Source organism: Burkholderia lata (assembly GCF_902499025.1).
Lineage (GTDB): Bacteria > Pseudomonadota > Gammaproteobacteria > Burkholderiales > Burkholderiaceae > Burkholderia > Burkholderia lata_C.
The window spans coordinates 61,336-84,108 of sequence record NZ_CABVPW010000033.1 but is presented as its reverse complement, the minus strand read 5'-3'; the positions used below and the strand labels follow the sequence as shown (position 1 = coordinate 84,108).

At 68.6% G+C, this 22,773-nt stretch carries 19 protein-coding genes; 6 read left to right on the top strand and 13 right to left on the bottom strand.

The window, feature by feature from the left end:
* The first annotated feature begins 158 nt into the window (after window positions 1–158).
* Both BDI24065_RS29060 and BDI24065_RS29055 read left to right on the top strand, forming a co-directional pair.
* Window positions 159–4,682: a DEAD/DEAH box helicase gene (locus BDI24065_RS29060; protein ID WP_175034153.1), complete on the top strand. Its 4,524-nt coding sequence runs from the start codon at window positions 159–161 to the stop codon at window positions 4,680–4,682.
* A gap of 135 nt (window positions 4,683–4,817) precedes the next feature.
* A complete protein-coding gene (locus tag BDI24065_RS29055) occupies window positions 4,818–6,092 on the top strand; it encodes an APC family permease (protein ID WP_175034152.1) in 1,275 nt (424 codons plus the stop codon).
* Window positions 6,093–6,254: 162 nt separating this feature from the next.
* On the opposite strand, the gene BDI24065_RS29050 is transcribed toward BDI24065_RS29055, so the two are convergent.
* The 4 genes from BDI24065_RS29050 to BDI24065_RS29035 all read right to left on the bottom strand — a co-directional run bounded on the left by BDI24065_RS29050 (window position 6,255) and on the right by BDI24065_RS29035 (window position 8,917).
* Window positions 6,255–6,551, bottom strand: coding sequence for an XRE family transcriptional regulator (locus tag BDI24065_RS29050; RefSeq protein ID WP_011355454.1), 297 nt, complete (start codon window positions 6,549–6,551; stop codon window positions 6,255–6,257).
* 73 nt (window positions 6,552–6,624) lie between these two features.
* A complete protein-coding gene (locus BDI24065_RS29045) occupies window positions 6,625–6,984 on the bottom strand; it encodes a type II toxin-antitoxin system RelE/ParE family toxin (RefSeq protein WP_175034151.1) in 360 nt (119 codons plus the stop codon).
* A 128-nt stretch (window positions 6,985–7,112) separates the two neighbouring features.
* Complete coding sequence (gene pcaQ / locus BDI24065_RS29040) at window positions 7,113–8,099, bottom strand: pca operon transcription factor PcaQ (RefSeq protein ID WP_175034150.1); 987 nt, start codon at window positions 8,097–8,099, stop codon at window positions 7,113–7,115.
* A 77-nt stretch (window positions 8,100–8,176) separates the two neighbouring features.
* The gene (locus tag BDI24065_RS29035) at window positions 8,177–8,917 is read right to left on the bottom strand and encodes a helix-turn-helix domain-containing protein (protein WP_175034149.1); all 741 of its coding nucleotides are present in this window, start codon (window positions 8,915–8,917) and stop codon (window positions 8,177–8,179) included.
* Window positions 8,918–9,037: 120 nt separating this feature from the next.
* On the opposite strand from BDI24065_RS29035, the gene BDI24065_RS29030 reads away from it, so the two are divergent.
* The 3 genes from BDI24065_RS29030 (at window position 9,038) to pcaG (ending at window position 11,184) form a co-directional block, all read left to right on the top strand.
* Window positions 9,038–9,604: a YiiX/YebB-like N1pC/P60 family cysteine hydrolase gene (locus BDI24065_RS29030; RefSeq protein WP_175034148.1), complete on the top strand. Its 567-nt coding sequence runs from the start codon at window positions 9,038–9,040 to the stop codon at window positions 9,602–9,604.
* Window positions 9,605–9,879: 275 nt separating this feature from the next.
* Window positions 9,880–10,587 carry a protocatechuate 3,4-dioxygenase subunit beta gene (pcaH, locus tag BDI24065_RS29025; protein ID WP_175034147.1) on the top strand — a complete coding sequence of 236 codons (708 nt, stop codon included), beginning with the start codon at window positions 9,880–9,882 and terminating at the stop codon, window positions 10,585–10,587.
* 3 nt (window positions 10,588–10,590) lie between these two features.
* Window positions 10,591–11,184 carry a protocatechuate 3,4-dioxygenase subunit alpha gene (pcaG, locus tag BDI24065_RS29020; protein WP_175034146.1) on the top strand — a complete coding sequence of 198 codons (594 nt, stop codon included), beginning with the start codon at window positions 10,591–10,593 and terminating at the stop codon, window positions 11,182–11,184.
* A 459-nt stretch (window positions 11,185–11,643) separates the two neighbouring features.
* On the opposite strand, the gene BDI24065_RS29015 is transcribed toward pcaG, so the two are convergent.
* Window positions 11,644–12,423, bottom strand: a complete 780-nt coding sequence (locus BDI24065_RS29015; protein WP_175034145.1) for an AraC family transcriptional regulator — start codon at window positions 12,421–12,423, stop codon at window positions 11,644–11,646.
* A gap of 142 nt (window positions 12,424–12,565) precedes the next feature.
* On the opposite strand from BDI24065_RS29015, the gene BDI24065_RS29010 reads away from it, so the two are divergent.
* On the top strand, window positions 12,566–13,345 hold the full coding sequence (locus BDI24065_RS29010; protein WP_175034144.1) for an alpha/beta fold hydrolase: 780 nt from the start codon (window positions 12,566–12,568) through the stop codon (window positions 13,343–13,345).
* 38 nt (window positions 13,346–13,383) lie between these two features.
* Here the strand turns inward: BDI24065_RS29010 and BDI24065_RS29005 are convergent, their stop codons facing one another.
* The 8 genes from BDI24065_RS29005 to BDI24065_RS28970 form a co-directional block, all read right to left on the bottom strand.
* Window positions 13,384–14,211 carry a M55 family metallopeptidase gene (locus BDI24065_RS29005; protein WP_175034143.1) on the bottom strand — a complete coding sequence of 276 codons (828 nt, stop codon included), beginning with the start codon at window positions 14,209–14,211 and terminating at the stop codon, window positions 13,384–13,386.
* Window positions 14,208–15,290 carry a DmpA family aminopeptidase gene (locus tag BDI24065_RS29000; protein WP_175034142.1) on the bottom strand — a complete coding sequence of 361 codons (1,083 nt, stop codon included), beginning with the start codon at window positions 15,288–15,290 and terminating at the stop codon, window positions 14,208–14,210. Before BDI24065_RS29000 ends, BDI24065_RS29005 begins: the two co-directional genes overlap by 4 nt.
* Window positions 15,290–16,183 (bottom strand): glutathione ABC transporter permease GsiD, encoded by an 894-nt coding sequence (gene gsiD / locus BDI24065_RS28995; protein WP_175034141.1) that lies wholly within the window; start codon window positions 16,181–16,183, stop codon window positions 15,290–15,292. Before gsiD ends, BDI24065_RS29000 begins: the two co-directional genes overlap by 1 nt.
* A 7-nt stretch (window positions 16,184–16,190) precedes the next feature.
* Window positions 16,191–17,111, bottom strand: a complete 921-nt coding sequence (gene gsiC, locus BDI24065_RS28990; RefSeq protein ID WP_175034140.1) for a glutathione ABC transporter permease GsiC — start codon at window positions 17,109–17,111, stop codon at window positions 16,191–16,193.
* 79 nt (window positions 17,112–17,190) lie between these two features.
* The gene (gene gsiB, locus BDI24065_RS28985) at window positions 17,191–18,753 is read right to left on the bottom strand and encodes a glutathione ABC transporter substrate-binding protein GsiB (protein WP_175034139.1); all 1,563 of its coding nucleotides are present in this window, start codon (window positions 18,751–18,753) and stop codon (window positions 17,191–17,193) included.
* A 95-nt stretch (window positions 18,754–18,848) separates the two neighbouring features.
* Window positions 18,849–20,756: a dipeptide ABC transporter ATP-binding protein gene (locus BDI24065_RS28980; RefSeq protein WP_175034138.1), complete on the bottom strand. Its 1,908-nt coding sequence runs from the start codon at window positions 20,754–20,756 to the stop codon at window positions 18,849–18,851.
* Window positions 20,757–20,785: 29 nt separating this feature from the next.
* On the bottom strand, window positions 20,786–21,787 hold the full coding sequence (locus BDI24065_RS28975) for an isoaspartyl peptidase/L-asparaginase family protein (RefSeq protein WP_175034137.1): 1,002 nt from the start codon (window positions 21,785–21,787) through the stop codon (window positions 20,786–20,788).
* Window positions 21,784–22,728, bottom strand: a complete 945-nt coding sequence (locus BDI24065_RS28970; protein WP_175034136.1) for a MurR/RpiR family transcriptional regulator — start codon at window positions 22,726–22,728, stop codon at window positions 21,784–21,786. The genes BDI24065_RS28975 and BDI24065_RS28970 overlap by 4 nt, the downstream gene beginning before the upstream one ends.
* Window positions 22,729–22,773: the final 45 nt, after the last annotated feature.

The following is a 22,773-nucleotide window of genomic DNA, read 5'->3' as shown; positions in this document are numbered from 1 at the left end:
GCGTGCAACTTTCCGTTCGTTGAAAGTGCGGCGCAGGCCCCCATCTGAAGTAGAAACGTCGACACACATGCCCGGCACGCACGCGCGACGTCTGGCACACTGACGATTCGATTCGTGCGCGCGCCTTTCGCGCGCTTGCACCCCATTTCAACGCTCCGATGGACGTCACCGCTACCCGCCCTGCCGCCAGTGCGCTCGACGTGTTCCACCCGGCCGTCACCGCGTGGTTCCGGCGCACGTTCGCCGCGCCGACCGGCGCGCAGGCGCTCGCGTGGCCGCACATCAAGGCCGGCCGCTCGACGCTGGTCGCGGCACCGACCGGCTCCGGCAAGACGCTCACCGCATTCCTGTGCGCGCTCGACGAACTGGTGCGCGATGCACTGGCGCACGACGGCACGCTGCCCGACGCGACGCTCGTCGTGTACGTGTCGCCGCTGAAGGCGCTGTCGAACGACATCCACGTGAACCTCGATGCGCCGCTTGCCGGCATCGCCGAATCGCTCGCGCAACTCGGCCTGCCGGTGCCGGCGATCCGCACCGCCGTGCGCACCGGCGACACGACACAGGCCGAGCGCGCCGCGCTGCGCAAGCGCGCGCCGCACATCCTCGTGACGACGCCCGAATCGCTGTACGTGCTGCTGTCGTCCACGTCGGGGCGGCAGATGCTGTCGAACGTGCGCTCGGTCATCGTCGACGAAATCCATGCACTTGCGTCGTCCAAGCGCGGCAGCCATCTCGCGCTGTCGCTCGAACGTCTCGACGCGCTGGCCGGCCGTGCGCTGCCGCGCATCGGGCTGTCGGCCACGCAAAAGCCGATCGACGCGGTCGCGCGCTTCCTGGTCGGCGGCCCGGCCGACGCGCCGCGCGACTGCACGATCGTCGACACGGGCCACACCCGCGAGCGCGACCTCGCGCTCGAACTGCCGAACGTGCCGCTCGAACCCGTGATGGCAAGCGACGTGTGGGAACAGGTGTACGACCGGATCGCCGGGCTCGCGGCCGCGCATCGCACGACGCTGGTGTTCGTCAACACGCGGCGCACCGCCGAGCGCATGACGCGCCACCTCGCCGACCGGCTCGGCAAGGAAGCGATCGCCGCGCATCACGGCAGTCTCGCGAAAGAGCACCGCTTCGACGCCGAGCAGCGCCTGAAGCGCGGCGAATTGAAACTGCTCGTCGCTACCGCATCGCTCGAACTCGGCATCGATATCGGCGACGTCGATCTCGTCTGCCAGGTCGGCTCGCCGCGCGGGATCGCACCGTTCCTGCAGCGCGTCGGCCGCTCCGGCCACCATGTCGGCGGCACACCGAAGGGCCGGCTGTTCCCGCTGTCGCGCGACGAACTCGTCGAATGCGCGGCGCTGCTCGATTGCGTGCAACGCGGCGAGCTCGACACGCTGCGCATTCCCGAAGCGCCGCTCGACGTGCTCGCGCAGCAGATCGTCGCCGAAGTGGCGTGCACCGAATGGCAGGAAGACGCGCTGTATGCGAGCTTCACGCGCGCGGCGCCGTATGCGCGGCTGACGCGCGAGCGCTTCGACGAAGTGATGAAGATGCTCGCCGAAGGCTTCACGAGCCGGCGCGGCGTGCGCGGCGCGTACCTGCATCGCGATGTGGTCGGCGGCACCGTGCGCGGGCGCCGCAACGCGATGATGACCGCCACTACGTCGGGCGGCACGATCCCCGACATGGCCGACTATGCGGTGCTGCTCGAGCCGCAGGGCATCCAGGTCGGCACCGTCAACGAGGATTTCGCGATCGAGAGCCTGGCCGGCGACGTGTTCCAGCTCGGCAACCAGTCGTACCGGATCATTCGCGTGGAAACGGGCCGCGTGCGCGTGGAAGATGCGCAGGGGCAGTCGCCGAACATCCCGTTCTGGCTCGGCGAGGCGCCGGGGCGCAGCGACGAGCTGTCGGCAGCGGTCGGCCGGCTGCGCGCGCGGCTCGACGGACTGTTCGCCGACGGCGACCGGCACGCACATGACAGGGGTCGCGATCGCATCGGCAACGGAGCTGGCAGAAAGTCCGCCCCCCGAACCAACGCCAAAGCCGGCGCGAATGCGAAATCAAAGGCCGGGATCGAAGTCGATACCGACGCCTCGATTGACGTGCAGCACGACACCGTTGCCGCCGGCACCGCCGAAAGCCGCCTCGCGCCGGCGTTGCGCTGGCTCGTCGACGATCTGCACCTGTCGCCCGACGCCGCGCACCAGATTGCCGACTACCTCGCCCGCACCCGCGCCGCGCTCGGCGCGCTGCCGACGCAGGACATGCTCGTGATGGAGCGCTTCTTCGACGAATCGGGCGGCACGCAGCTCGTGATCCATTCGCCGTTCGGCAGCCGCATCAACCGCGCATGGGGGCTCGCGCTGCGCAAGCGCTTCTGCCGCAGTTTCAACTTCGAGCTGCAGGCGGCCGCGACCGACGACGCGATCATCCTGTCGCTGTCGCTCGCGCACAGCTTCGCGCTCGACGAAGTGTGGCGCTACCTGCGTTCGGCGAGCGCCGAGCACGTGCTGGTGCAGGCCCTGCTCGACGCACCGATATTCGGCGTGCGCTGGCGCTGGAACGCGACGACCGCGCTCGCATTGCCGCGCTTCACCGGCGGCAAGCGCACCGCGCCGCAACTGCAGCGAATGAAGAGCGAGGACCTGCTCGCAACCGTGTTCCCCGATCAGGTCGCGTGCCTCGAGAACATCGTCGGCGAGCGCGAGATCCCGCATCACCCGCTCGTCGACCAGACGCTCGACGACTGCCTGCACGACGCAATGGATACCGATGGCTGGCTTGCGCTGCTGCGCCGGATCGAAAGCGGCGCGATCGAGCTCGTCGCACGCGACCTGCCCGCGCCGTCGCCGCTCGCGGCCGAGATCCTGAACGCGAAGCCGTACGCGTTCCTCGACGATGCGCCGCTCGAGGAGCGCCGCACGCAGGCCGTGCAGTCGCGTCGCTGGAGCGATCCCGAATCGGCCGACGATCTCGGTGCACTCGACGCCGACGCGATCGATGCGGTGCGCGACGAAGCCTGGCCGCTCGTGCGCGACGCCGACGAGATGCACGATGCGCTGCTCACGCTCGCGTGCATCGCCGATAGCGAAGCACGCGAACACGAAGGCTGGCTCGACCGGCTCGCGGAACTCGCCGAACGCCGCCGTGCGACGAAACTCGTTACGCCTGGCGGCGCCGCGCTATGGGTGCCGGTCGAACGGCTCGTCTGCCTGCGTGCGCTGCATCCCGACGCGCGCATCGCGCCGGCGCTCAAGGTACCGGCCGCCTGCGCGCAGCCGTGGGACGCGGACGCCGCACTCGTCGACGTGATCCGCGCGCGGCTCACCGGTTTCGGGCCGCTTGCGCTCGACGCGATCGCGACACCGCTCGGCCTGCCGCCTGCGTCGATCGCGACGGCCCTCGCGGCGCTGGAGCGCGAAGGCTATGTGATGCGCGGCCGGTTCACGCCGGGCACGACGACGGACGAATGGTGCGAACGCCATCTGCTTGCGCGGATTCATCGCTATACGGTGAAGCGGCTGCGTCGCGAGATCGAGCCGGTCGAGCGCGCCGATTTCATGCGCTTCCTGTTCCACTGGCAACACCTGACGCCTGACACGCGCGGCTCGGGCCGCGATGCGCTCGCGGCCGTGGTCGAACAGCTCGAAGGCTACGAGGCCGCGGCAAGCGCATGGGAAGACGCACTGCTGCCCGCGCGACTCACCGACTACATGGCGGGCGGGCTCGACGAGCTGTGCCGCTCGGGCAAGCTCGTGTGGACGCGCATCGGCGCGCCGGCGCGCGCGGCCGGCACGCCCGTGAAGACGACGCCGATCGTGCTGCTGCCGCGCCGCCACCTCTGCGCATGGCAGGCGCTGCGCGACCCCGATGCGCAACCGGCGCTGTCCGCGCGGGCCACGCAGGTACGCGACGCCCTCGCCGCGCACGGCGCGATGTTCTTCGACGCGCTGCTCGACGACCTGCACATGCTGCCGGTCGAACTCGAACAGGCGCTCGGCGAACTCGTGTCGGCCGGCCTCGTGAACGCGGACAGTTACGCGGGCCTGCGTGCGCTGCTGAAACCGGCCGTCAAGCGCAGCGCGACCTTTGCGCCGCGCACACGGCGCGGCGGCGCGCTGATCGGCGGGATGGACGACGCCGGCCGCTGGGCACTCGTGCAACGCCACGCACCGGCGGACGATGCGCCGGTACCGAAACGCGGCCAGGCCGCGACCGACCCCGATGCGCTCGAACACATCGCATGGACGCTGCTGCGCCGCTACGGCGTCGTGTTCTGGCGGCTGCTCGAACGCGAAGCCGACTGGCTGCCGAGCTGGCGCGAACTCGTGCGGGTGCTGCAGCGTCTCGAAGCGCGCGGCGAGATTCGCGGCGGACGCTTCGTCGCCGGGCTCGCGGGCGAACAGTTCGCGCTGCCCGAAGCGATTCCGATCCTGCGCGAACTGCGGCGGCAACCGGGCGACGGCCAGTACGTGTGCGTGACGGGCGCCGATCCGCTGAATCTTGCCGGCACGCTGCTGCCCGGCGACAAGGTGCCGGCGCTGGCCGGCAATCGCGTGCTGTTCCGTGACGGCGTGCCCGTCGCATCACTGGTTTCGGGCGCGTTCCACTACGCGCCCGACCTGTCGCCCGCCGCGCGCGAGGATGCCCGCCTGCGACTCGCACGCCACTGCTGACATCGGCTGACACGCCGCTCCGCTCCGACTACTGATCGCCGGGCCGCGCTGCCGTCGTCGTTCGGGTAGCATCGAACGATTGCCCGCGCGGGCTCCCGCGCTCAAACACAACAAGACTTCCGGAGACTGCTGTCCATGCCCTCGCATGCCGATTCGCCCGCCGCTCATCACGCGGGCTCGCTGACGATTTTCCAGGGCGCCGCGCTCTATATCGGCGCGGTGCTCGGCACCGGCGTGATCGCGTTGCCCGCCTTGGCTGCCGAGGTCGCGGGGCCGGCCTCGCTGCTCGCATGGGCCGCGCTCGTCGTGCTGTCTGGGCCGCTCGCGGCCACCTTTGCCGCACTCGGTGCGCGCTATCCCGATGCCGGCGGAGTCTCGACCTACGCGCGGCGCGCTTTCGGCCCGAAAGCCGCGGCGATCGTCGGATGGTGCTTCTACTTCGCGGTACCGGCCGGCGCGCCGGCTGCCGCGATGTTCGGCGGCGCATACGTCGCGGCCGTCACGGGCGGCGGGCACACGACGGTCATCGTCACGGCTGCCGCGCTGATCGCGACCGTGTCGGCCGCGAATGCATTCGGTGTCACCGTTTCGGGCCGCATGCAGCTCGTGCTGTCGGCGCTGCTCGTCACGCTGCTGCTCGCCGCGGTGCTCGCGTCCGCGCCCCATGCACGCACCGCGAACCTGCATCCGTTCGCACCGCATGGCTGGCTCGCGGTCGGCCAGGCAGCCGCGCTGCTCGTGTGGAGTTTCGCCGGCTGGGAGGCGATCACCCATCTCGCGGCCGAATTCCGCCGGCCCGCGCACGACATGCCGCGCTCGGCCGGGATCGCGGTCGTGGTGGTCGGGTTCCTGTATCTGTCGGTCGCCGCCGCGAGCGTGACGGTGCTCGGGCCGTCTGCGGGCGCATCGGGTGCGCCGCTCGCCGAACTGATCGCGGGCGGCATCGGCGGTCATGCGCAGGTGCTGGCCGCCGCGGCCGCGCTGCTGCTCACGCTCGGCACGATGAACGCCTATTTCGCGGGCGCGGCCAAGCTCGGTGCCGCGCTCGGACGCGACGGCGCGTTGCCCGCGTGGCTCGCGCAAGGCAGCCAGGTCGGCGGTGTCCCGCGCCGCAGCCTCGGCGTGATCGCCCTGCTCGCAGCCGTCGCACTGGCCGCGACGACGCTGTCGGACGTCGGGCCGAAGCCGCTCGTGCTCGTCACGTCAGGGTGCTTCGTGATGGTGTATGGGCTCGGCGCGGCCGCCGCGCTGAAACTGCTGCCGCGCGGTAGCATCGCTTACCGTTGTGCGTGGGTTTCGCTGGTCGCGGTTGCCGGGCTGTTCCTGACGACCGGCTGGTACATCCTGTGCCCGCTGCTGCTCGCGGGCGGTGCGCTGCTCTATCTGCAGGTGGCCGGGCCGCGTCAGTGACCCGGCAGGTGCGCGCGGGCCGGCACTCGCTCGCTTGCAGCGACGCACCGGCGGATCATGGCAAAACCGATGGCCGAACCGCTGGCCGGATTGCCGTCCATTCCGGCGCGCGCATCACACGTAGGGCCTCGGGCTCGGCCGTCCGCCGTTTCTCCATGCCCGTCAGGCCGGTACCAGCTCGAAACTGAGCCGCTTGCCGAGCGCGGCGGCCGCGCTCGCGAGCGTCGCCAGCGTGAGGCTCGTGTCGGTTTCGTCGAGCAGACGGTTGAGCGCGGCGCGGCTGGTTTTCATCCGCGCGGCCATCGCGGTTTTCGTGATGTGCTGCGCCTTCATTTCCTGCCCGATCTGCCAGGCGATCACGCGCTTGATCGCGGTGGCGGTGGCCGCTTCGAGATTGCCGTCCTCCTCGAGGAAGGTATCGAAATCGCTGCCGATATGCGGGTTGTTCGTGGTCGTCATGGGGTACTCCAGTGCATGGCGTTGCCGGCTGCCTGACCGTCGAAGACGGTACGTTCCGGCGCAACCGGGAAATTCAGATGGCGCGCATCAGCGCTTTCAGGCGCGCGACGGTGACATCGAGATCGTCCGACGGCGTGGCCCGCGACTGCTTGAAGAAGCCGTGCAGCAGGACCATCGTGTCGCCGACGACCGTAAACAGCACGCGGGCGCTCCGCCCCGGCAGCATCACGCGAATCTCCCACAGATCCTGCGCCATCTTCCGGACCAGCGGCATGCCGAGCGGCCAACCGAGTTGAACGGTCTTGATCTCTTCGCCGATCGCCCTGCGCTCCGCTTTCCCGAGCGCCTTCAGCCATTCGCGCACCGGCTCGTTGCCACGGGCCGTCTGGAAGAACCGCACGCCGAGCGTGACCTGGATCTGCTGTCTCGTCATCGTCTTGACACCAATCGTACCAAAATAGGTACGATATGCCAAGCGCCACGAAGCCGGCTACTGACCGGATGGCCAATCCGGCAGCCGGGGACGGGGTCGGGCCGCGCTCGCCGCGCAGGCCCGCCGGATCAGTCGTCGCGACGCGCCGGCTTGCGCGCCGCGCGTGACGTCCGGTGCGTGCGCGTCTCGTCGAACCGCGACCGAGCGATGTCGCGCACCGCGTCGATCAGCGTCCGCGCAACCGGCGACGGCTGCGCATCGGTACGCAGCACCAGCCCGACCGGCTCGTCGGTGCCTGCCGACGGCAGCGGCAGGCGTGCCAGCGCCCCGGCCGACAGGTCGTATTCGGCCGCATAGAGCGGCACGAACCAGACCGCATCGTTTTCGAGCGCCAGCGCGCGCGCGACCGATACCGACAGCACCTCGATGAACGAATCCAGCGGCGGCACGCCACAGGCGCCGAGCAGTTGCTCGGCCGACTGACGGATCAGCGTGCCGAACGGCGGCAGCACGACCGGATAGCGCACGAGCTCGGCCGCCGGCGCCGCGCTTGACAGCAGCGGATGCCCGGCGCGCACGACGGCGACGAGCGGCTCGTTGTACAACTGCTCGAACGCAAGCCCGATCATCCGCTCGGGCTCCGACAGCCGCCCGATCGCGCACTCGATCGCGCCGGACTTCAGGCGCTCGAGCAATTCGGCGTTCGCGGCCGTCGCGATCCGCACGACGACGCGCGGCCAGCGCTCGGCGAGCGCCTTCATCAACGCGGGCGCGAGCGATGCCGCGACGGTCGGCAGCATGCCGATTTCGAGCGTCGCCGCGGCGGCCCCGCCCTCGCGCGCGAGCAGCCCGACGCCCTGCCGCAGCGCCAGCACGCACGCGTTCGCGTGCGGCATGAACAGTTGCGCCTCGCGAGTCGGCTGCGCGCCCTGCCGGCCGCGCTCGAACAGCTTCACGCCGAGGATGGCTTCCAGCTCGGCGATCGTCTTCGACACGGCCGGCTGCGTGATCGACAGGCTTTCGGCCGCCTTCTGCACGCCGCCCAGCTGCGCGACCGCGAGAAAGCACTGCAGGTGCCGGAACTTGACGCGGCCGTCGGCGATACGGTTATTCATAACGAGTGGTTATGCGATTGACGATGAAATGCCATTTTGCATAACTTTCCGGATAGCCCCAAGCACTCGACGATGTATCACGACGCGACGCGCCGCAACGCCTGAAAACTGGCCGGCTCCCACATCCGCTTCGCGATCAGCAAGCTCGTCCCGTGCTTCTGCGCGAGCGGCGCGGACGACGATTCCGCGTGCAGCGCGGCCGCCTTGCTGCGCAACCGGCGCAACTCCAGGTCGAGCTCCGCAGCGGCGGCCTCCGTCAGCATCCCCTGCGAGAACGTCATCGTCTCGCCGTCGCGGTCGAAGCGGCTGTCGAGAAAATCGCCAAGCGCATGCGCATGGAAATAGCGGCGGATCGGCCCGCCCGGCAGCCAGTCGAAATCGCGCGCGACGCGCACGCGAATCCGGTCGCCCGGCAGCAGCGCGACGACGTTCATCCGGTCGAGCATCAGCAGGTACTTCACGCACTCGGCCTTCGTCACCTGATAGGCCGACACGATGTCCTGCACGGTCCAGTAGTTGATCGCGCAAACGGCGACGACGAGCAATTTCTCGTCCGACACCAGCAACGCCTCCTGCTGCTCGGTCAGCACGTGCAGCCTCGGCGCCGACGCCGATGCTTCCTGCACGAGCTCGGCCAGCGTATAGCCGAGCAGTTGCGCGATCTCCGCGACACGCTCCAGCGTGAAGCGGCCGCTGGCGAACAGCCGCTTCACGCTGGTCTCGGACACGTCGAGCGCACGCGCGACGTCGCGGTAGGTCATGCCCTGCGCCTTCAACTGGCGCTTCAGCGTTTCGATGAGTTGGGCGGTTTCGGTCATTTTGGTATCGAAAAGTGATGCTGAAAGTCAGATATTAGGCTACCTGAGCACGCAGATGAACACTTTCAGGTACTTGTCTGCATAATCCGCTCCGTGCTGTCACCGAACGACGGAGCCGAAATGACCACCCGAACCGAAACCGCTGCCTACGAATCGCATCACACCGCCCCGCGCGATGCCCGCGACACGGATCGCACGATGCCGCTTGCCACGGTCCGCACGCTGGCCGCCAGCGCGCATGTCGGCGATCTCGTGTTCATCCGCGAAGCGGCGAGTGCACGGCGCGACGCGGCAGGCCCGGCGGGCGCGTGGGCCAACCGCTTCGGCATCGTCGTCGATACGTCGGGCGACGAACCCGTGATCGCCGAGCCCGGGTTTGCATGGACGAAGCTCACGCCGCTGTCGCGCTTCGTCGCCCATACCGACGGCGGGCGCATCGCACTGGCCCGCCGCGTCGCGGCACCGACCGTCGATGCACAGCGCCAGGTGCAATCAACGGCCGAAGAACGGATCGACGCACTGCTCGGCAACCGCTTCAACCTGCGGACGCGGCGCGGGTTCTGCGCCGACTACGTGAGCGACGTGCTCGGTGCCGACCGCGACACGACGCCGGCCGCCCTGCTGCGTAGCGGCACGCTGTCACTCGAATTCGACGGGATCGTGTTCGATCCCGGCCGTCAGTCATAACAGGCGCGCTCAGGGAGACCGGATAACAACAAGAACGACAACACAAAAAAGCGGCGACGGGCTGGCTGGAGGGCCGTGCACGGGGTCGTCACCGACGACGCGAAGCCCGATCGCTTTTTCCGCCGGACAGGCATCCTGTCCGGCGGAATTTCCATTGGCGCGTCGAACATAACGAACGGTTATGCGATTTGCGAAAAAAGGTCATTTTGCATAACTTTCCGGATTGGCTAAAGTCGTGCCATCCACTTCGCGAAATACCTATCAGGAGACGCCCGATGGATTCCCCCACGATCCTCACGCCGCGCGACTGGCCGTCGCATCCGGCCTATGTCCACCCCGAGTACCGTTCGTCCGTGAAGCGCGGCCCGACCCGCCCGCTGATCCCGCTGAAGGAGAAGCTCCGCGACCAGTACGCGCCCGTGTACGGCGCCGAAGATCTCGGCGCGCTCGACCATGACCTGACGAAGAACGCCGTGAAGAACGGCGAGCCGCTCGGCGAGCGCATGGTCGTCACGGGCCGCGTGCTCGACGAAGGCGGCAAGCCCGTGCGCAACACGCTCGTCGAGGTGTGGCAGGCGAACGCGGCCGGCCGCTACGTGCACAAGGTCGACCAGCACGACGCACCGCTCGACCCGAACTTCCTCGGCGCGGGCCGCTGCGTGACCGACGACGAAGGCCGCTACCGCTTCCTGACGATCAAGCCCGGCGCGTATCCGTGGGGCAACCATCCGAACGCGTGGCGCCCGAATCACATCCACTTCTCGCTGTTCGGCGATTACTTCGGCTCGCGTCTCGTCACGCAGATGTACTTCCCCGGCGACCCGCTGCTCGCGTACGACCCGATCTTCCAGGGCACGCCCGAGGCCGCGCGCGACCGCCTGATCTCGCGCTTCTCGATGGACATCACCGAAGAAGGCTATGCGCTCGGCTACGAATTCGACATCGTGCTGCGCGGCCGCGACGCCACCCCGATGGAGCGCTGAACCATGACGACGCTGAAGCAAACCCCTTCGCAGACGGTCGGCCCGTACTTCGCATACGGCCTGTGCCCGCAGCAATACGATTACGACCTGAAGAGCCTGTTCACGCCGACGATCGCCGCGGCCCACGCCGATGGCGAACACGTGCTGCTGGTCGGCCAGGTGTTCGACGGCGACGGCAACGTCGTCGGCGACGCGGTGCTCGAATTCACGCAGGTGGACGGCGCGGGCCGCTACCCCGCGTCGCGCGACGACATCGCGAAATCCGGCTTCACGGGCTTCGCTCGGGTCGGTACCGGCACCGATGTGCAGCAGCGCTTCGTCGTCGAGACGGTGAAGCCGGGCCGTATCGCCGCCGACGAAGCACCGCACATCAACGTGACCGTGATGATGCGCGGGATCCTCACCCACGCATTCACGCGCGTGTACTTCGACGACGAAGCCGCCGCGAATGCGGCCGACCCCGTGCTGAACGCGGTGCCGGCCGAGCGCCGCGCGACGCTCGTCGCGAAACGCGACGCGCAGCCGGGCCGCCCGGTCGTCTACCGCTTCGACATCCGCATGCAGGGGCCGGACGAAACGGTGTTCTTCGACGTGTGACGCGCGAGCCGGCGCACGCCGGCGTCGCCCGCTACCGCACCGCCGCGTGGCGCGAACCCAACAGGGATCGCGCCACGCGGCGTTTTTCGTGTTCCGTCGCCATCATTCGATGCTGCGGCGCATCGCGCCGCGTCACGGGTGCCGACGGCCCTGTCACGGGCCTTCGACCCCGGTATCGAACGCGCGATTGAAACGCATGCTGCGACAGCACATAACTCGCAGGTTCGGCAGGATATCGTTTGCGCGTTATGCGGCGTATTCTTCGTTATCCGCAACGCGTCATCGAGATTGAATCGCAATCGGAAATAATTACGCAGGTAATGCGCGACACCGCCCGTCAGGCCGTGCGCGCATTTTTTCTGACCGAGTGCCTTTAAACGCGTCTGACCGAAGTTGGCAGGCGCGTATTTTTTTGGCGGCAGCCTGCGATCGGGCGTGGCGCATGCGGATTCTTTCCGGCTAGCGCCGAATCTCCAGATAGCGGCTCGGCGTATCGCCCAGAATGCGGCGAAACGCCGACGTGAATGCGCTGGCACTCGCGTACCCGAGATCGAGCGCGACGCGCGTCACCGGCTGCCCGTCGCTCAGGCGCGCGATCGCCGCGAGCATGCACACCTGCTGGCGCCATGCGGCAAAACTCACGCCCGTCTGCGCGCGGAACTGCCGCGTGAACGTGCGACGGCTCACGCCCGCGTCGGCGGCCACCTGGTCGAGATCGGCCGCGATCGACGGCGAAGCGAGCAGGTGCCGGCACACCTTCGCCAGCCGCGCGTCGGCCGGCAGCGGCGCATGCAGCGACAGGCGCGGCATCGTCGCGATTTCCGCGACCAGCAGCGCCATCAGCTTGCCCGCGCGCCCGTCGACGTCGTACAGGGCCGGCAGATCGATCGCATCGTCGATCAGTTGCCGCAATAGCGCGGACACGCCATAGACGCCGCACTGCTCGGGCAGGCCCGCCTCCTGCGCGGCGGCGCCGGATACGAACGTGTTGAGCATCGTGACCGGCCCGGTCATCGTCATTTCGTGCCGCACGCCGGCCGGCACCCAGCACGCGCGCTGCGGCGGCACCAGCCAGCGCCCGTGCGGCGTCGACACGCTGATCGTGCCGCGCGACGCGAACGCGAATTGCCCGCGCCCGTGCGCGTGCTCCGGAAACGTCGTGCCGGCCGCATAGTCGTTCGCGATCACGACCACGCTTCGCGGAATGTTTTCGTACGGATCTAGCAGCGTATTTCTCACGGCCCGAATTCCATCATCAATGACCCGATATCGAAGGCGGGTCTCCTTCGCGCGATCTACGATCCGCTCCACCCTTGCGCGACCTGACGGCCGCAAGACCCGTCGGCCTGATCGGCCGGATTACCACTGCATCGGAGCGGACATGCCGAATACGTTTCATCGCGTGGGGGACGGCCCCCACCCTGTTCTTGTACTGCCCGGCTGGTTCGGCGACGCCCACGCGTTCGAACCCGTCGAAGCGTGGCTGTCGCGCGAGCACTTCAGCTACGTGTTCATGGACTACCGCGGTTACGGCCGCATGCACGATGCAGCGGGCGGCTACACGATCGACGAGATCGCCGCCGACGCACTTGCGCTGGCAGACGCGCTCGATTTCGCCACCTTCAGCGTCGTCGGCCATTCGATGGGCGCGATGGCGGCCGAGAAAGTCGCCGTCATGGCGCCCGAGCGCGTGCGCGCGCTGGTGCCGATCACGCCCGTGCCCTGCGGCGGCCTGCCGTTCGACGCGGAGAAACGTGCGCTATTCGAGCGTGCCGCGGATCACGTTGCCGATCGCCGCACCATCATCGATCGCAGCACCGGCGGGCGGCTGCCCGCCGCCTGGATCGAGTGGAAAGCCGCGTATTCGGCAGCCCGTTCGTCGCCGCCGGCGTTCGGCGCGTACTTCCGCGCGTGGGCCGATACGGATTTCAGCGACGAGATTGCCGGCATCCATCCGGTGAAAGTGCTGATCGGCGAGCACGATCCGGCGTTCGACGCGGCATTGATGGCCAGCACCTACCTGCGGCGTTATCCGCTCGCCACCGTCGATGTGCTGCGCAATGCGGGCCACTATCCGATGAACGAAACGCCGCTCGCGCTGGTCGCGGCAATGGAAGCGTTCCTGCTCGCGTTGACGGCCAGCCCGGACGGCAACCCCTGACGGCGTGCGGCACGCAAGCCGCATGGCGGTAATGCGCGTCACCGCAGCATGAACGACATCGCCGACAGGCTGTTCAGCGTGCGCACGACATGCTCGACCGAAGGCCCGTCGAAGCGCAGCGTCACCGCATCGACGCGCTCGAGCGTCGGCAGCACGCAGAACAGGTCGGCCAGCGCCGCCGTCTGCACGCGCAGCGTGCACGCGGCCGGCGCAGGCCGATGGGCGCCGGCGCGCACGCCTGCCGACAGCGCATGTGCGACCGCTTCGCGTGCGGCGGTTGCGATCCGCGCACATGACGCGGCGGGCGTGAGCGTATCGCCGCTCGATGCGCCGCCGGCCGTCTTGACCGTCTCGAAATGCGCATCCGGAAACAGCGGCTGCGTTTCCTCCGCGAACACATCGTCGCCCGTGGCCAGCGCGACGTGCGCACCGTATTCGCGCGCCAGCGCGCCGTACAGCCCGGCTTCGCCGAGCTCGACGCCGTTCAGCCACACCTGCGTGAACGCGAAGCTGTTGATCGTGTGCGCAAGCACGCCGCGCGTCTGCGATTTCGCGTGATAGCCGATCATGAACACGAGGTCGGGCTGCTGTTCGAGGCCCGTCATCATCCCCAGCGTGCGCGGCTTGCCGAGCACGACACGCGCACGCGCATCGAGCCCGTCGGGCAGCAGGTTGCGGAAACCCCCGTGCGAATCGTTGACCCACACGGCCTGCGCGCCGCCCATGAACGCGCCTTCGATCGCCGCGTTCGCCTCGGCGGTCATCCAGCGGCGCGCACGCTCGTATTCCGGATTGCCGGCGCGCGTCTGCTCGGTGGCAAATACGCCGGCGACGCCTTCGATGTCGGTCGAAATCAGGATCTTCATGACTGGGCAAGACGTCCTTCGTGGCCTTCGTTGAACAGGCGATCGAGATCGGGCACAGCATCGCGCAGCGACTGCCGCACGTGGCCGTCGCGCCCGGCCACCGTCACGGCCTGCAGCAGCGCATCGGCGATCGCGTGCTCGACGCTTTCGGCCGCGGCCATGAACAGCGGATCGAGCGCCGCATCGGCGACGAGGGCCGGCAGCGCGATGGTCGATGCGTCGTGCGCGATCGTGTATGCGGTGGAAAATGCGAGCGCGATGTCGCCGCTGCCGTGCCCGTAGACCGAGCCCGTGCGGGCCAGCCCCGCCCCCGCGCGGCGCGCGAGGCGCGACAGTTGCCGCGCATCGAGCGGCGCATCGGTGGCCAGCAGCAGGATGATCGAGCCCTGCTCGGGCGGTGCCGCGTGCGCGGCCTCGGCCGCACGCCGTTGCGCGACGATGCGCCCGAGCGGCACGCCACCGAGCGTCAGCATCGGCAACCGGCCGAAATTCGCGAGCACGAGCGCACCGACCGTATAGGGCCGGCCGGCCGCGACGGCAACGCGTGACGCGGAGCCAATCCCGCCCTTCAGGTCGAAGCACGACATCCCGCGCCCGGCGCCCACCGCGCCGCGTGCGACGTCACGCGATGCCGCACGGTACGCGTCGTCGTAATGCTCGGCCGAGACCGCAAGCGCCTGGATGTCGTTCAGATAGCCGTCGTTGCATTCGAACACGAGCGGGTTGACGGTCGACCAGTCGCGGCCGACCTGCGGATTCGCCGCGATCGCCGCGCGAATCTGCGCCTGCGCGACCGCGCCGACACCGAACGTATTGGTCAGCGCAATCGGCGTATCGAGCATGCCGAGCTCGTCGACCTGCACGAGCCCGACGCTCTTGCCGAACCCGTTGATCACCGCCGCCCCCGCCGGCACCTTGCTGCGGTACACGTCGCCCGAATGCGGCTTCACGACGGTCACGCCCGTCTGCACGTCGCCGGCATCGAGCGTGCAATGGCCGACCGTCACGCCCGGCACGTCGGCGATCGTGCCGCGCGGCCCGGCCGGCAGCGTCGCCGTCCACATGGGTGCGATGCGCATCAGCGGCGCTCCAGTTTCGGATCGAGCGCGTCGCGCAGCCCGTCGCCGAGCAGGTTGAACGCGAGCACGGTCAGGAAGATCGCGAGGCTCGGGAAGATCGCGATGTGCGGCGCCGTCACCATGTCCGCGCGCGCCTCGTTGAGCATCGCGCCCCACTCCGGCGTCGGCGGCTGCGCACCGAGCCCGAGGAACGACAGGCTCGCGGCCGTGATGATCGACGTGCCGATCCGCATCGTGAAGTAGACGACGACCGACGACACGGTGCCCGGCAGGATGTGCCGCATGATGATCGTCCGGTCCGACGCGCCGATGCTGCGCGCGGCCTCGACGTAGGTCATGTGCTTGAGCATCAGCGTGTTGCCGCGCACGAGCCGCGCGAACGCAGGGATGCTGAAGATCGCGACCGCGCAGATCACGTTGATCATCCCGTTGCCGAGGATCGCGACCACGCCGATCGCGAGCAGGATGCCCGGGAATGCGAACAGCACGTCGGCCACGCGCATCGTGATGCGGTCCCACCAGCCTTCGTAGTAACCGGCGAGCAGCCCGAAGAACGTGCCGATCACCGCGCCGAGCGCGACCGAGAAGAAGCCGGCCGCGAGCGAGATGCGCGTGCCCGCGATGATCCGGCTGAAGATGTCGCGGCCGAGCGAATCGACGCCGAACCAGTGCACCGCCGACGGCGCCGCGTTCAGTGCGTCGTAGTCGAAATAGTTCTCGGGATCGAACGGCACGATGTGCGGGCCGACGAACGCCAGCACGACGAGCGCCAGCACGAAGCCGCCCGCGACGAGCGCGACGGTCTGCTTGCGGAACTTGCGCCAGAATTCGCGCCACGGCGTGCGGATCGCGGTCGGTGCGGCCGGCGCCGCGGTCTGGACTGTCGCGTTCATGTGCGCCTCACTTGAACCGGATGGTCGGGTTGATGACCGCGTACAACACGTCGACGGTCAGGTTGATCAGGATGAACTCGAGCGAAAACAGCAGCACGATCGCCTGGATCACGGGGTAGTCGCGCATCGTCACCGCGTCGACGAGCAGGCGGCCGAGCCCCGGCCAGTTGAACACGACCTCGACGACGATCGAGCCGCCGAGCAGGAAGCCGAACTGCAGCCCCATCATCGTGACGACCGGGATCATCGCGTTGCGCAGGCAGTGCTTGAGCACCACCATCGGCTCGTGCACGCCTTTCGCACGCGCGGTACGCACGAAATCCTCGTTCAGCACCTCGACGAACGACGCACGCGTGAAGCGCGCCATCACGGCGGCGACCGCGGCGCCGAGCGTCAGCGACGGCAGCACGTAGCTCTTCCACGAGCCGTCCGGCACGACCGGCAGCCAGCCGAGCTTCACCGAGAAAATTTCCATCAGCAGCATGCCGAGCGCGAACGCGGGAAACGAGATGCCCGACACCGCGAGCGTCATGCCGAGGCGGTCCGGCCAGCGGTTGCGCCACACCGCCGACGCGATGCCGATCGCCATCCCGAAGGCCGTGGCCCACACCATGCCGACGAGCGTCAGCATCAGCGTCGGCATGAAGCGTTCACCGATCTCGGTCGAGACCGGCCGCTTGCTGCGCGTCGACATGCCGAAATCGCCGTGCGCGATCTTCGTGAAGAAGTTCACGAACTGCGCGGGCAGCGGGCGGTCGAGTCCGAGATCGGCACGCACGAGCGCGACCGTCGCGTCGTCGGCTTCGGGGCCGGCCGCGAGCCGCGCCGGATCGCCCGGCAGCAGGTGGACGAACAGGAACACCAGCACCGCGACGATCGCGAGCGTGGGCAGCAGGCCGAACAGGCGTTTGACGAGAAAATTCAGCATGGGGCACCGATCGAATCAGCGTGCCGGCGGCTCGCGCCGCCGGCACCGCGTGGCGGACGAGCCGCCGTCATCACCACTGTCACTTCAGCGAAATTTCGTCGAAGTTGAACGAGCCGTCCGGCATCACGTACGCACCCTGCAGCCGCTTGCTGCGCGCATACACGATCTTCTCCTGCACGAGGAAGATCCACGGTGCATCGGTCCAGATCTGCTTCTGCGCATCGGCGTAGAGGTCGGTCTTCTTCGCGCGGTCGACCGTCTCCAGCGCCTTCGTCAGATCGCCGTCGACCGTGTCGTTCTTGTAGTACGCGGTGTTGACGAGCTTCGGCGGCGCCGACGCGCCGGCGAGCAGCGGCGTGATCGCCCAGTTCGCCTCGCCCGTCGACGACGACCAGCCGATGTAGTACATCCGCACCGGCGCCTTCGCCGGATCCGGCGCGCTCTCGACCTTCGCGACGCGCTCGCCGGCCTCCAGCGCCTGCACCTGCACCTTCACGCCGACCTGCGCGAGCTGCTGCTGCACGAACTGGATCGCCTTCTGCGACGTGGAGTTGTTATACGCGGACCACAGCGTCGTCTCGAAGCCGTTCGGATAGCCGGCTTCCTTCAGCAGCGCGCGCGCCTTCGCCGGGTCGTACGGCCACGGGCCCAGCTTCGTCGCGTAGTCGACACCCTGCGGCACCACGCCGGTCGACGGCGTCGCGAAGCCGGAGAACGCAACCTTCGCGAGCGCTTCCTTGTTCACCGCGTAGTTCAGTGCCTGGCGCACCTTCGGATTGTCGAACGGCTTCTGCAGCATGTTCAGCGACACGTAGCGCTGCACGATCGACGGCCGCTCCACGATGTCGACCTTCGGATTGCCCTTCAGGTCGAGCGCCTGCTCGAACGGGATGCGGAACGCGAAATCGGCTTCGCCCGTCTTGATCAGCGCAGCGCGCGTGTTGTTGTCGACCACCGGCTTCCAGTCGATCGCGTCGATCTTCGGATAGCCCTTCTTCCAGTAGCCAGCGAACTTCTTCACCTTCAGGTCGTCGGTCTGCTTCCATTCGACGAACTCGAACGGGCCCGTGCCGACCGGATGCAGCGCGATGTCGCGGCCCCACTTCTTCAGCGCGGCCGGCGAGATCATCACGGCCGACGGGTGCGCGAGCGTGTTGATCAGCGCCGAGAACGGCTCGCGCAGCGTGATCTTCACCGTGTACGGATCGACCACTTCGGTCTTCTCGATCACGCGGAACATGTTGTAGCGCTTCAGGTGGTTCGCGGGATCGGTCACGCGGTCGAAGTTCGCCTTCACGGCCGCCGCGTTGAAATCGGTGCCGTCGTGGAACTTCACGCCCTGGCGCAGCTTGATCGTGTAGACCTTCGCATCGGGGCTCGCGTCGTAGCCGGTCGCCAGCACGTTGACGAGCTTCATGTCCTTGTCGAAGCCGAACAGCCCCTGGTAGAACGACTTGACGACGGCCTGCGACACCGTGTCGTTCGCGTCGTACGGGTCCATCGTCGTGAACGTCGAATCCACCGCCATCACCGCGGTCTGCTGCGCGAACGCGGGCACCGCGGCCGACAGCGCGAACGCGCCGGCAAGCGCGACGAAACACGCGCGCGGACGAAACATCGGGAACGAATGCTGCTTGGTCATTTTGCTGGGCTCCTATCGGTGAATCGGTGACGCCTCACGGGCGTTTCGGTTTCGACTTCCTGCAAGCTCGCGCATCGCCGTGGCGACGCATTTCTTCAGTACGCGCCGCCGACGCGGTGCGTCGCGACGTAATGATCGGGGCCGACCGCGACGAGCGGCGCGACGACCGGCTCGTCGCCGACCGCGCGAATGGGGCTCGGGATTTCGTCCGCCGCAAGCTGGCGCGGCGCATGCCGGCGCGCGGGATCGGCCACCGGCACCGCGCTCATCAGCTTCTTCGTGTACGGGTGCTGCGGCGCCTCGAACACCGCGCGGCGCGGGCCGATCTCGACGATCTGGCCGAGATACATCACCGCGACGCGATGGCTGATGCGCTCGACCACGGCCATGTCGTGCGAGATGAACAGGTACGCGACGCCGAGCTCGCGCTGCAGGTCGAGCATCAGGTTGACGATCTGCGCCTGCACCGACACGTCGAGCGCCGACACCGATTCGTCGGCGATCACGACCTTCGGGTTCAGCGCGAGCGCGCGCGCGATCGCGATCCGCTGGCGCTGGCCACCCGAGAATTCATGCGGATAGCGGCGTGCGGCCTCGGGCGGCAGGCCGACCTTGTCGAGCAGCCAGTCGACGCGCGCCTGCGCTTCGCGGCCGCTCGCAACGCCGTGCACCAGCAGCGGCTCCATGATCGAGAAGCCGACGGTCAGGCGCGGGTTCAGCGACGCGAACGGATCCTGGAAGATGAACTGGATGTTCCGGCGCAGCGCCTGCAGGTCCGGGCCTTTCAGCGCGCTGATGTCGCGGCCGTCGAACTCGATCGAGCCGCTCTGCGATTCGACGAGGCGCAGCAGCGAGCGGCCGGTGGTCGACTTGCCGCAGCCCGATTCGCCAACCAGCGCGAGCGTCTCGCCCGCGCGCAGCTCGAAGCTCACGCGCTCGACCGCATGCACGTATTGCGACACGCGACCGAACACGCCGCTCTTCACCGGGAAGCGCGTCACGAGATCGCGCACGCGCAGGATCGGCGATGCAGACTGATCGACAGGCGGCTGCGCCTCGTCGTTCGCCGCGGGTGCCGGCGACGCGGCCGGTGCTGCCGCGCTCGCGCCTTCCACCTTCAGCAGCGGGAATTTCTCGGGCGCATCGGTGCCCTGCATCGAGCCGAGCTTCGGCACGGCCGCGAGCAGCGCGCGCGTGTAGCGGTGCGCGGGCGCCGCGAAGATGCGATCCGATTCGCCCTCCTCGACCTTCTCGCCGCGATACATCACGAGCACGCGGTCGGCCACTTCCGCCACCACGCCCATGTCGTGCGTGATGAAGATCACGCCCATGTTCATCTCGTCCTGCAGCCCGCGCACGAGTTGCAGGATCTGCGCCTGGATCGTCACGTCGAGCGCGGTCGTCGGCTCGTCGGCGATCAGCAGCGCGGGCCGGCACGACAGGGCCATCGCGATCATCACGCGCTGCCGCATCCCGCCCGACAACTGGTGCGGATAGCGCGCGAACACGCGGCGCGCCTCCGGAATGCGCACGAGCTCGAGCAGCCGCAGCGTCTCCGCGCGCGCTTCCGTCGCGCTTTTCGACTGATGCAGCGCGATCGCCTCGCTGATCTGGTCGCCGACCGTGAACACCGGGTTCAGCGACGTCATCGGCTCCTGGAAGATCATCGCGATATCCGCGCCGCGAATGCCGCGCATCGTCGAGCCGCTCGCCTGCGCGAGATCGACGAGCGCGCCGCCGCGCCGGCGGAATGCGATCCGGCCGTTCGTGATCGCGCCGCCGCCGTGCTCGACGAGCCGCATCAGTGCGAGCGATGTGACCGACTTGCCCGAGCCCGATTCGCCGACGATCGCGAGCGTCTCGCCGCGATCGACGTGAAACGACACGTTGCGCACCGCATCGAACGTCGCGCCTTCGCGGCGGAACGTGACCGACAGGTCGTCGACGGCCACCACGCGCTGCTCGGGCAGCACCAGGCCGGACGGGTTACGGCTCGAAGTCATCGTGGGTCTCCTCCTCGTGCGGTCCGGGATCAGGCCGTGTCGTCGTCGCGATAGATGCCGACCACCGGCGCTTCGCCGACGCGCGCGTAGCCGCGGTACATCCCTTCCGTGTTGAACGGCATCGCGACGTTGCCCTGCGCGTCGACCGCGATGATCCCGCCGCGGCCCGCGAGGCGCGGCAACTTGTTCATCACGACGTCGTGCGCGGCATCGGCGAGCGACGCGCCGCGATACGCGATCTGCGCGGCAACGTCATGCGCGGTTGCGAGCCGGATGAACATCTCGCCGGTACCCGTCGACGACACCGCACAGGTTGCGTCGTCCGCATAGCAGCCCGCGCCGATGATCGGCGAATCGCCGACTCGCCCCGGCTGCTTGTTCGTGATGCCGCCCGTCGACGTTGCCGCCGCGATGTGGCCGTGCTGGTCGCATGCGACCGCGCCGACCGTGCCGTGCTTGCGGTCCGGATCGAGCGGTTCGGCCGGTTGCTGCTGCGATTGCGAAGCGCCGAACGTGAACGTCGCCGCGTCGTGGTCGAGCATGGCGCCCGCCGCCGCGCGCGCCTTGACCCACTGCGCGTGACGCGCCTCGGTGTCGAAGTAGCCCGGTTCCGCGAGTTCAAGCCCCTGCGCGGCCGCGAACGCATCGGCGCCCTCACCCGCGAACAGCACGTGCTCGCTGGCTTCCATCACGCGCCGCGCGGCCAGTACCGGATTGCGCACGCGCGTTGCGCAGCAGATCGCGCCGGCGCCGAGCGTCGCGCCATCCATGACCGCCGCATCGAGTTCGTGCTTGCCTTCGGCCGTATAGACGGCGCCGCGCCCGGCGTTGAACAGCGGGCAGTCCTCGAGCATCCGCACCGCGACGGTGACGGCGTCGAGCGCGCTGCCGCCATCGGCCAGCACCTGCTGCGCGGCCGTCAGGATCGCGGTCAGTTCGGCACGGTACTGTCGTTCGGTGTCGGAATCCATCGCCTCGCGCAGGATCGTGCCTGCGCCGCCGTGAATCGCAACGATCGCGGGTGAAGTCATGTTTTTTTCGGACGGTGAGTAGAAGGGTTGGCGGCCGGCGGCGTCGCTTGCGGCTGCATGAGCCACGGCAGCAGGAATTCGGTCATCTCGGCGGCGGATTTCGCGGACCGGTGCGTGCGCAACGCAACCGCGTCGATCAGCGCCTCGATCATCGCGAGCACGGCCGCTTCCGACGTCGCCGCGAAGCGCCGTTCGGCCTTGACGTACAGGTTCAGCGACGCGATCGGCGCAAGCGGCGATTGCGGGCCGTCGGAGATACCCAGCACGCGTGCCCCGCGCGCCGCCGCGCGGCGGGCGAGTTCGATCGTGTCCTTCACGTAGCGCGGAAACGCGAGCGCGATCACGAGATCGCGCGAGTCAGCCGTGTACAGACGCCGCGCCGCATGCGACGGGCCGCCGAGCAGCGCGAGCGACTGCACGTTGTCGTGACAGACGGACAGCCCGTGCTCCATCAGCCCGGTGAGAAACGCGCTCGACCCCGCGCCGAGGATCAGCACGCGCCGCGCGCCGACGATCGCCTCGACCGCGGCTTCGACATCGGCTGCGTCCAGTTGCGCCCGCGTGTTCTCGATGTTCGCGACGGCCTGGTCGAATACCGCGTCGATCCATGCGGCGCCGCGCACGCCAGGCTCCTGCTCCTGCGCGGAACGCAGCCGCTCGACCGGCCCGAGCGTCGCCTCGAAGCCCCGCACGAGCGCCGCGCGCATCGCCGGATAGCCGTCGAAACCGAGCGCCTTCGCGAAGCGGTTCGCAGTCGCGATCGACGCATTCACGGCCTGCGCGAGTTCGTCGATGCGCATCGTCGCCGCGCGAAACGGATTCGCGAGCACGAACTCGCCCATGCGGCGGTGGATCGGCGTCATCAACGGCATCGCCGACGCGATCCGCTCGGCAATCGCGGGTTCGTCGTGACTGGCGTCGTGTGGAACGAGTGGCGTCATGCGAAGGGTTGTTGCAAGGATGATGAAAATGAATTTACACAACTC